Raw genomic sequence first — 10,869 nt, 5'->3', positions numbered from 1 at the left:
GTCCAAATAAATCGAGGGAGATATTTGTGCAAGCGATATCAGTTTCCAAACTTGGCCCATGTCCGCAGAGTTCGCCCATGCGTTGACCGAGGATGAGACTGTTGTCGGCGATTCCGAGGATGTAGTTGTATAAATTATCTTTCATTTACTTTTAAATATTGTTGATTGTCGATTAATGATTGTTGATTTTTGAACTTCTAAAATCAACAATCAGCATTCATCAATCGTTAATCTTTTACATATATTTCACTTCATCAGGCAACACATAAAACGTTGGATGACGGTAGACTTTATCTTGTGCTGGCTCAAAGAATTCCCCATTATTTTCCGGGTTTGAAGCTGTGATGTTTTTGGATTCTACGACCCAAATACTGACACCTTCATTTCTTCTGGTGTACACATCGCGTGCGTTTTCCAAGGCCATTTCTGCATCTGCTGCGTGCAGACTTCCGAAATGACGATGTTCCAATCCGTTTTTACTTCTGACGAAGACTTCCCAAAGTGGCCACTGTTTCGTTGACATATATTATCTGGTTAAATTGAAATCGAAATTGAAGTTGAAATTGAACATCCTTCGATTTCAACTTCAATTTCATTTTCAAGCTCTTTATTAGACTACTTGTTTTTCTTTTCTGTTTGCTATCTTTTCGGCATGTGCCATGGCCGCATCACGAACCCATTCGCCACGCTCCCATGCGCCTACTCTTGCTTTCATGCGTTCTTTGTTCATTGGCCCATGACCTTTGACGACTTGCCAAAATTCGTCCCAATTAATTTCTCCAAAATCGTAGCTGCCACGTTCCTCGTTCCATTTTAAGTCGGGATCAGGAATGACCAATCCGATTAAATCTGCTTGTGGAACGGTTTGATCGATAAATTGTTGACGTAATTCATCATTGGATTTACGTTTCAATTTCCATTTCATGGATTGCTCGGTATGCACGGATTCTGCATCTGTTGGCCCTAACATCATCAAACTTGGCCACCACCATCGGTTTAAGGCATCTTGCGCCATTTCCTTTTGTTCGGGCGTGCCACTCATCAATTTTATCATGATTTCATAACCTTGACGTTGATGAAAACTTTCCTCTTTACAAACCCTTACCATTGCTCTCGCATAAGGCCCGTAAGACGTGCTACACAACGGCACTTGATTGATAATAGCTGCACCATCAACCAACCAGCCAATGGCGCCCATATCGGCCCAAGTAACAGTTGGATAATTGAAAATGGAAGAGTATTTTGCTTTTCCAGAATGGAGTTGTTCGTATAATTCCTCACGGGAAATCCCTAAAGTTTCGGTGGCAGAATATAAGTATAAACCATGACCAGCTTCATCTTGGACTTTTGCCAACAAGGCTACTTTTCGTCGTAATGAAGGCGCTCTTGTAATCCAATTGCCTTCTGGAAGCATGCCCACAATTTCGGAATGCGCATGTTGAGACATCTGACGAATATGGGTCTGACGGTACTTTTCGGGCATCCAATCTTTAGGTTCGATTTTTTCGTCTCTTGCGATCCGTGCTTCGAACTGCTTTTCTAGATTTAAAATTTGTTCTTCACTCATGGTTCTTAATATTAGTGAAATGTTATTTAATGTTCGGAGTTGCGTTAGGGATTACTCGCTCATTCTTATTTGATATATAAGAGCTCGTGAATGCTCCGCATTTGAGGCCACATCCATTTTTGTTTTTCACAAAAAAGATATAGCGGAAAGCCCGACCCTTTTTAGGGTAACGCCCAAATAATTCTTCTAACTAAACGTCAAAATCGACCACCACTTTTTTACTCGTCGGCACGGCTTGACAGCTCAATACATAATTCTGCTCGACTTCCTTGTCGGCAAGCGCGTAATTCTTTTTCATTTTCACCGATCCTTCGATGACTTGACACTTGCAGGTGCTGCAAACGCCGCCTTTGCAAGCGAACGGCAAATCGGCTCCAGCAGCCAAGGCACCATCGAGAATAGTATCGAAATCGTCATCCATAATGAAATGAAATTCTTTTCCGCCATCAATAATGGTTACCTGCGTGCCATCAATTCTTTGTTCGAGGATATCGGCAATATGTTTATTTTCTTCAGCTGAACTGCCTGTAAAGAACAGTTCGTAATGAATATTATCCTTGGACATTCCTGCCGCTTGCAATTCGTCGCGAATCAAGAAAATCATCTCTTGAGGCCCGCAAATAAAGGCGTGGTGCGTATCGGGAACATCAATAAATGTGCGGGTCAATATTGCCAGTTTTTCTTTGTCAAAACGACCATTCAAAAATGGAATATCACGATGTTCTCTAGTTAAAAAATAAAACACCTGAAACCTGTCAAAGAACTCGTTTTTAAGTTGTTCGATTTCCTCCTTAAAGATAATGGATTTTACAGTTCGGTTCAAGTAAAACAGCTTAAACGTGCTGTTTGGCTCCTGGTGCAAATGGGTTTTGATGATGGATAACAACGGTGTAATCCCGCTCCCAGCAGCAAATGCGATGTAATTATTATGCGCTGCAACGTTGACACCCACCGTAAATTCGCCATGTGGTTCCATGACCTCGAGGGTGTCGCCTTTTTTTAATTCATAAAGCGCATAATTGGAAAAAACTCCATTGCGAATGGTTTTTACGGCCACTTTCCACTCACCATCCAAAGGACTTGAGCATAAAGAGTAATTGCGCCGAATATCCGCGCCATTGATTTGCTTTCGCAGCGTCAAATGTTGACCGTGTTTGTATTTGAATGCCTCCTTGAGATGATCAGGAACTTCAAAAGAAATGACGACGCAATCCTTTGTTTCCTTATAAATGTCGGCCACTTTCAGCTTGTGGAATTTTGCCATAATCCTGTCCCTAAGCCTTTCCAAAGGAAAGGACATAGGCGTTAAATTTAATTAGTTGTCCTTTTATCAAAACCTACAAGGTTAAAAAAGCTTGTAAGCCTCAAACTAACACTTGTTAGTTTGAGTGACAAATTTACAAAATTAATTATTAACTATTTGTTAATTCCGTAGATGAGGACATCACTCAGATTTTGGGTTAACTCTTTAAGATTAATTTCCTCCTTTTTGGGGATCCATAAATACAGTGAACGCAGGGTAGAAAGTATTGAAAACATTACGACTTCTGCATTTGTCTCGATGATTTCACTGGAGGAAATTCCAGTTTTAATAATATCCACAAAATCTTGCTCATATTTTTTTCGGAGTTGCAAATAATACTCCAATTGATCTTCTAAATGCATCCAATCATTGTTTAAGGATGCCATACCATAGGTGTTATTCGTCGTAATATGGACATGAAGCTCGACAATCAACTTCAACTTTTCGATGGTGCTATGCTTTGATTTTTTAATCAAATCCATGCCTTGTGTAAATTCTTCGGCCAACGAAATGATGATGGCTTTTAAAATATCCTGTTTGGAATTGATATGATTGTAAAGGCTGGCAGCTTTCATGCCCATTGCCGTCGCCAAATCGCGCATGGTTACCGCACTATAGCCTTTTTCTTTAAAAAGTTTGGTGGCTGTAACTATAATTTCTTCTCTGCGTGTAACTTCTGTAACCAAGGGTTCTAATTTAAAATTCTAAGTTTGTCAATAATATGTAAATTTAAACAAAAGAAAACTATGGGAATTTTTGATTTTTTATTCGGGAACAAAAAGAAAAACATAAAGGAATTTTTAGACAAAGGCGCCATCATTTTGGATGTCAGAACCAAAGGAGAATGGGATAATGGTCATATTGAAAGCGCCAAACACATTCCGTTGGATCAGTTGAGAAATAACGTTGCAAAAATCCAGAAAATGAACAAACCTGTTATCACCTGTTGTGCAAGCGGCGCACGTTCAGGTCAAGCAACGCAAATTTTAAAATCGAATAATATTGAGGCTATAAATGGTGGTGGATGGTCGAGTTTGCAGAGGAAAATCCTCTCCTAAATCCTCCGAAGGAGAGGACTTTTTAAGTAGATCAAATTGTGATGTTAGCGCACTGATTATCAAACACCGCTTCTAAGTCTTAAAGTTTGATGTTTTGTAAATCGTCAGATGATTTGATGGAATTACCTTCATACTGCAGTGTCCATCCCAAAGTATTTGTTAAAATAAAGAATTTTGACAATTCACTGATCAAACGATTTTGCGCGTTACTCTTTAAGTTAGAGGCTTCGATTTTTTTCATCAGCTGCCCGTTCACTTTATCCTTGATCTTATTATAATCTTCCGCTTTAAACGGATTTAGGAAATCGGCGGTTACATCATAATATTCAAAATCGGGGCTGATCTTGATCTCTTCTTTTGGAATGCTTAAAATTTTGAGCGTTTTGGTACTTTCATCCACTTCATATTCTATCTGGCTCAAATCATACGAAACCGTGACGTCAGCATTAACAACTACTAAAGCTTTCTTTTCCACATTGACCAAATTGGCAAAAACGGCCTTGGAGTTTTTATAGGTAAACACTTGACTGAAATGCCCTTCCGTGACCACCAATTTGCTCACATTTCGGATTTGCTCTTGTATGAGTGCAGAATTCTCATGCAGTATGGTTTCTTCCTTATCGTTAAAAAAATAACGATATCCAAACATGACCATCAAAACCAAAATTAAAACATATAGGAGTTTCCGCATTTTCTTAGAGCTATTTATTTTAAAACATTCAATCCCGAACCTTCGGGATTGAACATTTTAGAGTTTGGAGATTTTACTTTGTTTTGAGTTCTAATTTTTCTGCAAAATAATCGCAAAAATCTCTCATGGTAGCCGTCATTTTTTCATCTTCGGTGGCACGATGGAAGGTATTGCTCATTTCCACCAAGGTTTGATGGAAAAACAACTTCATTTCATCTACGGGCATATCTTTAGTCCAAAGGTCGATTCGCAACGTTTCTTGTGCTTCACTATCCCAAACCGAAAGCATCATCGCTTTAGCCTCTTCATTCTTGATGCCGCCCTCTTGAGCGGTCCAGCTCAATCTTTCAGGCACTCGATTTTCATCCAATTCAACGAATAATTCGATAGTTGATTTTATAGTATTTGACATTATTTACGGGGTTTAAATTTAGAGTTATTAAAAATATCTTCAGCATTCATTTTCATCATATCCATGAAGCTGACCTCATTGTTTTTCATATAAGACCTTACGATTTGCCAACCGATGTACTGACCTATTCTGTCTGGAGACTCACTATCCAATTCCAAATAAAACTTTGAAAAAGGAGCATCTGCAATAAAACGACCTGCCAAACTATTATCCGTACTGAACAACAATTCGCGTTCAATAAAATAGAGCCACACTTCACTTTCATTTTCTTTAACCCATTCCAGTTGCGCCTCGGTATAGCCTATTTTTTCAGCGTCTGACTTAAACGGGATCATTTTATCCTTAAAATAGAGCTCCTTACCATAGTAAATCATATCATCCAAAAGCGTCTTTGATTTATTTTGAAGAATATAATGTTCTGAATAGTCTGAGGCCAAATCACTCACAATTTGAGACCGCTCCATTCTTAAGGTCAAATACCTCTGAATACCTTCATAGAAATGATGATCAGCGCCCAAATAAGTATCTAAAGAAATCAGTACAATGGTATCTGTTACAATGGTTTTATTTCGATAATCCACATCTGAAGTGACCGTAATAATGCGCGGCACTTTAAATATTTTATCATAATATTTCAAATGTTGAAAAAGCGATCTAATATCGTCTTCCACATCATCAAACTTGGCAAAGGTTTTTTTGACTTCACTCGACAGCTCCTTCTGCAGCGTGTCATTCATGCGCTCAATCCATATAGAATCAGGAATGCGCTCTGAAAATAAAAAAGGATAGGCGGCTTTCAATTTTGGCAAATCCGCTGGTTTAGCGTCCGCAAAAGCCAAATCAAAACGCTCCACATTAACGTCAACATCAATTTTAGAAATTTCACTTTCCAGTTGATTGTCTTTTTTACAAGCGTTAAAAAAAAGCAAAAGGACAATTAGAAAACCGACATTCTTCATAGATGATTTTTAAAGGTCTTTAATTTTTATTACTTCAGTGTTTACTTTATTTTTGTTGTACAAAGGTAGTATTCTTTGTGTTAAATCTTCCTAAAATGCAAACAGAAAAAGTTATTGATCACATTGTAAACTGGTTAAAAGAGTACGTCTCCAACGCTCATGTCAATGGTTTTGTTGTCGGAATTTCTGGCGGAATTGATTCTGCAGTAGTCTCTACATTATGTGCCAAAACAGGTTTGGATGTTTTATGTATTGAAATGCCTATACATCAACCAGAAAGCCATGTATCCAGAGGTCAAGAACACATTAAACAGCTCAAAGCCAATTTTCCAAATGTGTCGGATAATTTAGTGGATTTAACGCCCGTTTTTGAAGAATTTAAAAGACAGGTTTCTTTAGATGGAAAACCAGATATAGTCGACATGGCGCTTGCCAATACACGTGCGCGCTTAAGAATGACGACGCTTTATTACCATGCCGGATTAAAAGGCTTATTGGTTGCAGGAACAGGAAACAAGATTGAAGACTTTGGCATTGGGTTTTACACCAAATATGGTGATGGCGGCGTCGATTTAAACCCCATCGCAGATTTGCTGAAAACCGAGGTTTACGCCATTGCCAAGGCATTGGGCATTACGGACTCTATTATTAATGCAGCGCCAAGTGATGGCCTGTTTGGCGATGATAGAAGTGACGAAGATCAAATTGGCGCGTCTTATTCCGAATTGGAATGGGCGATGGAAATGAAAGAAAACGGTAAAACTGCAACTGACTTCGAGGACAGAAAACGTGAGGTTTTTGAACTCTTTTCAAGACTCAATAAAATCAATCAGCATAAAATGATTCCGATTCCAATATGCAAAATTCCTAAAAATTTAAAATAATCTCAACTATCATTCCTATAATTGTTTGAATGTTCACGAAACTTATTGAGTTTCGTGTTTTTTTTTATATATTTACGTAGGACATCTCCCAATCCTGAACTGACCTTCTTACGTACACTTACTTACGTAACTAATTTAATAATAGAACATTATGATTAAGGTTTTGGTTGTTGACCACCATCCCATTGTCAGAGCAGGATTAAAACTACTTTTTGACACGGATCCAGATATTGAAGTCGTTGGAACTATTGGAACGGGTATTGAAATTTTTGAATTTATCCGACGCTTTCCTGTTGATGTTATAATCTCTGAAATTGATTTGCCCGAGCTGAATGGCATTACCGCTTTAAGAGCCATTAAAAAAGAGCATACCGACTTAAAAGTGATCATGTTCAGTCATCATCCTGAAGAAATTTATGCTATCAGCACGATTAAAGCAGGTGCCTCTGGTTATCTTTCAAAATCAGTGGATACTAAAACCATTAAAGAGGCGGTATTAAAAGTGTATAATGGTGGTATCTATTTGAGTGAGAACATGGCCAAACACTTGAATTATGATGACACCAAGAACAGCAAAAGCAAACTTTACAAACGTCTATCGACCAGAGAAGTCGAAGTATTAAAATTATTATCGTCCGGAAAGAAAAACAAGGAAATTGCTCAAGAGCTCGACATCAACGAAAAAACGGTCAGCACCTATAAAGCGCGGCTTTTCAAAAAACTGAATGTGACCAATTTAGTAGATTTGATTCATCAAGCAAAACATATAGGCACCGTTTAAATTTTGCCACCCACTACTTTTCCGAGTTTTTTTGACAAGAGTGTTTTTAGTCTTAAGTAGTCTCTAACATCTTCCATTACTGCGAGCGTATTTACATCGGGCTTTCTCGTTTCGTTTTGGTATTCCACAACTTTTTGATCTATTAGAAAACATCTTAAACTCAAAATCGTTTGAGTCACCAATTGCGCGATACTCTCATTTTTTTCTTTGGGAACGATATGATTTCGCTCCCAATCGTGCAATACATAACGCTCATCATCCATCAAAATAGTGGTCACTTCATTGGCCATGTTCTGATCGAGCTTATTAATAAAGTCCTTTAGCTGAAAGTCTGTGGCTTGGTGCAGCGCATCAATAATAACATAATATAAATTTTTGAAGCGCTCGTCAGAAAACTGCATTTCATCTTCCTGCAAGTCTAAATAGATTTTCTCAAATACTTTTGCTTGCTGAATGACAGGTTCCATTTTTAATTCGCCTGTTTTCTCATCTTCTTTCATGACCAAGTCCTCAAAATCTTCAGTTTCGTTGCCATAAAGCAATAAGATCTCGATGATTTTTAGCTCCAATTCATATTGATGATTGACTTTCTTTGCGGCCGGTTCTGATCTAAAAACTTCAAAAGGCACTTGATTTGGATCAGGTGGCCTGCTCAATTCCTTACTTTCTTTATTATTGATTTGCGCTAAAGTGGTAAATAAGACCTGCTCACTAATGTCCATGATATTCGAACATTCCTTCACATAAATCTCACGCTTAATAGGATCAGGAATTTTTGAAATACTATTGACGATTTCCCGGATGGTATCCGCCTTTTTTATAGGATCGTTTTTGGCATCTTCAACCAACAACGAGGCTTTAAACTGAATGAAATCCATGGCCTTGTCATGAAGATAAGCGGAAAGCTCTTCAAAGGTATTTTTTCTTGCAAAGCTGTCCGGATCTTCGCCCGCGGGAAAAGAACAAACCTTAACATTCATTCCTTGCTCCAAAATTAAATCGATACCTCTTACCGAAGCTCGCAATCCCGCAGCATCCCCATCAAAAAGCACCGTGATATTTTTGGTTAAACGATTAATCAATCGAATCTGCTCGGGCGATAAAGCCGTTCCCGAAGATGCGACCACATTCTTAACGCCTGTTTGGTGGAATTGGATCACATCCGTATAGCCTTCTACCAAAAAACAATTGTCTTCTTTAGCGATAGATTGCTTGGCATGATATAATCCATACAGAATTTTACTCTTATGATAGACTTCACTTTCAGGCGAATTCAGATATTTTGCCGCTTTTTTATCAGCTCCCAAGATTCGGCCTCCGAAACCTAAAACCCGTCCGCTCATACTTTGAATAGGAAACAAGACTCGACCTTTAAAGCGATCAAAACGTTTGTCATCCTTAACAATGGTCAATCCTGTTTTTTCAAGAAATTCGAGTTTGTAACCCTTTTTTAAAGCTTCATCCGTAAAGGCTTGCCATTCATCAAGTGCATAGCCCAAATCAAAGGTCTTTATGGTTTCAATGGTAAACCCACGCTCCTTAAAATAACTTAAGCCAATGGCTTTTCCTTGATCGGTTTTATGAAGCACTTTTTGGAAGTATTCACTGGCAAACTCGTTGACCAAAAAGAGACTTTCCCGTTCATTGGCTTCTTCTTTTTGCTCATTGGTCTGTTCGGTTTCCTCTATTTCAATATTGTATTTTTTGGCAAGATATCTGATCGCTTCAGGATAAGTGAAATGCTCATGCTCCATGATGAAAGTCACCGCATTTCCGCCTTTGCCACTACTAAAATCTTTCCAAATTTGCTTTACCGGACTCACGACAAAACTCGGCGAACGCTCGTCACTAAACGGACTTAAACCTTTATAATTACTGCCCGCTTTTTTGAGATTGACGAAATCGCCAATAACCTCTTCAACGCGAGCGGTTTCAAATACTTGTTCTATGGTGGATCTTGAAATCAAAGCTTAGTAGTAATTTTTTTGTAAAAATAGGACAATCAAAATTCATAAAGGACATATCTTGCCGATGAGTTTATCGAAAAAAAAATCAATTCCGTCCAGTTCTTAAGATAAATATAAGCACTGACTTTACCGAAGATAATGCCATTTACATCATTAGCGTTGGCAGCAACATTTAAAATTAAAACAATGAAAAAAACACCTCGTTTTACAAGTAGATTAAGAACTAATATCGTTGAAGTACCAGAAATTATCAATACCTGTTCTGGAATCTATGTATTTGGTCAGCTATTAAAATCTTTTTTATTCAGTACTGATGTGGCGATCATCCGAAATACAAATTCCAACGCTATTATTGCAGTATATCCATTTACGCCGCAGCCCTTAATTTCTCATGCTTTGATTTTAGCGGCAGACAAACCTATCTTTTGTGGTGTCGGCGGCGGCATAACCACAGGCGATCGATCCATAGATCTTGCCATTGACGCAGAGTTCCAAGGTGCCTTAGGCGTGGTATTAAATAAACCTACGCCGAATGATTTGATCAAAAGATTAAAAGAAAAAATAGACATTCCAGTCGTCATTACCGTGGTTTCAGAAAATGACGATATCGAGGGACGCATAAAAGCTGGCGTCGATATTTTTAACGTGTCAGGCGCTGAAAAAACGTCGGATATTATAAAAAGAATCAGAGATATTAATAGCGATGTGGCGATCATTGCAACTAGCGGGAGATCTGATGATACTATTCAACTGGCCATTGAATCGGGAGCCAATGCCATTTCTTATACGCCTCCGACTACTGCAGAGTTATTCAAGGACATCATGATTCGCTATCGGAATGAATAAGTTTTTTGAACCATCAAGATCATTTAGGTATTAAGAAAATTAAGTCGTGTTGTTTTAACTCAACCCTTAATGTCCTAAATTCCTTAATTTTTTCTTAATGGTTATATTTTTTTGAACCATTAAGGGATTAAGAAAATTAAGGTGCACTACTTTTTAAGGCAGCGCTTAATGAACTTAACTCCTTAATGGTTTAATTTCTCTTGATGTTTTATGTGATTAACCTATAGATCCCAACGCAGGCCCAAGGAAATATTATGCTGTGGCGTGACTTGATCCTTAAACAGTTCGTTCAGATTATATTTGGCATACACACTAAAATCTCCTACGCCAATATAACCGCTCAAACCATATACAAAATTGGACGTGTTGTAATCATTTTTTAATTTATCTTTTTGATTGCT

The 10,869-nt window shown here is 38.1% G+C and carries 13 protein-coding genes and 1 pseudogene; 4 read left to right on the top strand and 10 right to left on the bottom strand.

Annotation, left to right across the window (positions count from 1 at the left end; all coding sequences use genetic code 11):
* The 5 genes from ABIQ28_RS10975 to ABIQ28_RS10955 form a co-directional block, all read right to left on the bottom strand.
* Window positions 1-145: Phenylacetic acid catabolic protein (locus tag ABIQ28_RS10975; protein WP_348037210.1), on the bottom strand; the 145-nt coding region annotated here is incomplete at its 3' end.
* 90 nt (window positions 146-235) lie between these two features.
* Entirely contained in the window at window positions 236-523 is a 288-nt protein-coding gene (gene paaB / locus ABIQ28_RS10970) for a 1,2-phenylacetyl-CoA epoxidase subunit PaaB (protein ID WP_348037208.1), read from the bottom strand.
* 87 nt (window positions 524-610) lie between these two features.
* Window positions 611-1,567, bottom strand: a complete 957-nt coding sequence (paaA, locus tag ABIQ28_RS10965) for a 1,2-phenylacetyl-CoA epoxidase subunit PaaA (RefSeq protein WP_348037206.1) — start codon at window positions 1,565-1,567, stop codon at window positions 611-613.
* A 190-nt stretch (window positions 1,568-1,757) separates the two neighbouring features.
* Window positions 1,758-2,831: a 1,2-phenylacetyl-CoA epoxidase subunit PaaE gene (paaE, locus tag ABIQ28_RS10960; RefSeq protein ID WP_348037204.1), complete on the bottom strand. Its 1,074-nt coding sequence runs from the start codon at window positions 2,829-2,831 to the stop codon at window positions 1,758-1,760.
* A 152-nt stretch (window positions 2,832-2,983) separates the two neighbouring features.
* Window positions 2,984-3,556, bottom strand: coding sequence for a TetR/AcrR family transcriptional regulator (locus ABIQ28_RS10955; protein WP_348037202.1), 573 nt, complete (start codon window positions 3,554-3,556; stop codon window positions 2,984-2,986).
* Between the two features lie 60 nt (window positions 3,557-3,616).
* Between ABIQ28_RS10955 and ABIQ28_RS10950 the strand changes: the two genes are divergently transcribed.
* On the top strand, window positions 3,617-3,928 hold the full coding sequence (locus ABIQ28_RS10950; protein ID WP_348037200.1) for a rhodanese-like domain-containing protein: 312 nt from the start codon (window positions 3,617-3,619) through the stop codon (window positions 3,926-3,928).
* Between the two features lie 79 nt (window positions 3,929-4,007).
* Here ABIQ28_RS10950 and ABIQ28_RS10945 read toward each other — a convergent pair whose 3' ends face one another.
* The 3 genes from ABIQ28_RS10945 to gldB all read right to left on the bottom strand — a co-directional run bounded on the left by ABIQ28_RS10945 (window position 4,008) and on the right by gldB (window position 5,990).
* Window positions 4,008-4,619: a DUF4230 domain-containing protein gene (locus ABIQ28_RS10945; protein ID WP_348037198.1), complete on the bottom strand. Its 612-nt coding sequence runs from the start codon at window positions 4,617-4,619 to the stop codon at window positions 4,008-4,010.
* Window positions 4,620-4,692: 73 nt separating this feature from the next.
* Window positions 4,693-5,031, bottom strand: coding sequence for a gliding motility protein GldC (gldC, locus tag ABIQ28_RS10940; protein WP_348037196.1), 339 nt, complete (start codon window positions 5,029-5,031; stop codon window positions 4,693-4,695).
* Window positions 5,031-5,990: a gliding motility lipoprotein GldB gene (gene gldB, locus ABIQ28_RS10935; RefSeq protein WP_348037194.1), complete on the bottom strand. Its 960-nt coding sequence runs from the start codon at window positions 5,988-5,990 to the stop codon at window positions 5,031-5,033. Before gldB ends, gldC begins: the two co-directional genes overlap by 1 nt.
* 95 nt (window positions 5,991-6,085) lie before the next feature.
* Here gldB and nadE point away from each other — a divergent pair, with 95 nt between their 5' ends.
* Both nadE and ABIQ28_RS10925 read left to right on the top strand, forming a co-directional pair.
* Window positions 6,086-6,874 (top strand): NAD(+) synthase, encoded by a 789-nt coding sequence (gene nadE / locus ABIQ28_RS10930; protein ID WP_348037192.1) that lies wholly within the window; start codon window positions 6,086-6,088, stop codon window positions 6,872-6,874.
* 151 nt (window positions 6,875-7,025) lie between these two features.
* Window positions 7,026-7,655: a response regulator transcription factor gene (locus ABIQ28_RS10925; RefSeq protein WP_348037190.1), complete on the top strand. Its 630-nt coding sequence runs from the start codon at window positions 7,026-7,028 to the stop codon at window positions 7,653-7,655.
* Here ABIQ28_RS10925 and dnaG read toward each other — a convergent pair.
* Window positions 7,652-9,622, bottom strand: coding sequence for a DNA primase (gene dnaG, locus ABIQ28_RS10920; protein WP_348037188.1), 1,971 nt, complete (start codon window positions 9,620-9,622; stop codon window positions 7,652-7,654). The genes ABIQ28_RS10925 and dnaG overlap by 4 nt on opposite strands.
* A gap of 186 nt (window positions 9,623-9,808) precedes the next feature.
* Between dnaG and ABIQ28_RS10915 the strand changes: the two genes are divergently transcribed.
* Window positions 9,809-10,468 (top strand): hydrolase, encoded by a 660-nt coding sequence (locus ABIQ28_RS10915; protein WP_348037186.1) that lies wholly within the window; start codon window positions 9,809-9,811, stop codon window positions 10,466-10,468.
* A 221-nt stretch (window positions 10,469-10,689) separates the two neighbouring features.
* On the opposite strand, the pseudogene ABIQ28_RS10910 reads toward ABIQ28_RS10915, so the two are convergent.
* Window positions 10,690-10,869 (bottom strand): annotated as a pseudogene (locus ABIQ28_RS10910) (hypothetical protein); the annotation flags it as partial.

The organism is Gelidibacter sp., assembly GCF_039916245.1.
Classification (GTDB): domain Bacteria; phylum Bacteroidota; class Bacteroidia; order Flavobacteriales; family Flavobacteriaceae; genus Gelidibacter.
Note: the sequence above shows the minus strand (reverse complement) of the source record. Positions and strands in the feature narration are given on the sequence as shown.

What these genes read in the sequence shown, in the direction of transcription:
- paaB (WP_348037208.1), bottom strand. Translation starts at nt 523, where the DNA reads ATGTCAACGAAACAGTGGCCACTTTGGGAAGTCTTCGTCAGAAGTAAA.
- paaA (WP_348037206.1), bottom strand. Translation starts at nt 1,567, where the DNA reads ATGAGTGAAGAACAAATTTTAAATCTAGAAAAGCAGTTCGAAGCACGG.
- paaE (WP_348037204.1), bottom strand. Translation starts at nt 2,831, where the DNA reads ATGGCAAAATTCCACAAGCTGAAAGTGGCCGACATTTATAAGGAAACA.
- ABIQ28_RS10950 (WP_348037200.1), top strand. Translation starts at nt 3,617, where the DNA reads ATGGGAATTTTTGATTTTTTATTCGGGAACAAAAAGAAAAACATAAAG.
- ABIQ28_RS10945 (WP_348037198.1), bottom strand. Translation starts at nt 4,619, where the DNA reads ATGCGGAAACTCCTATATGTTTTAATTTTGGTTTTGATGGTCATGTTT.
- gldC (WP_348037196.1), bottom strand. Translation starts at nt 5,031, where the DNA reads ATGTCAAATACTATAAAATCAACTATCGAATTATTCGTTGAATTGGAT.
- gldB (WP_348037194.1), bottom strand. Translation starts at nt 5,990, where the DNA reads ATGAAGAATGTCGGTTTTCTAATTGTCCTTTTGCTTTTTTTTAACGCT.
- nadE (WP_348037192.1), top strand. Translation starts at nt 6,086, where the DNA reads ATGCAAACAGAAAAAGTTATTGATCACATTGTAAACTGGTTAAAAGAG.
- ABIQ28_RS10925 (WP_348037190.1), top strand. Translation starts at nt 7,026, where the DNA reads ATGATTAAGGTTTTGGTTGTTGACCACCATCCCATTGTCAGAGCAGGA.
- ABIQ28_RS10915 (WP_348037186.1), top strand. Translation starts at nt 9,809, where the DNA reads ATGAAAAAAACACCTCGTTTTACAAGTAGATTAAGAACTAATATCGTT.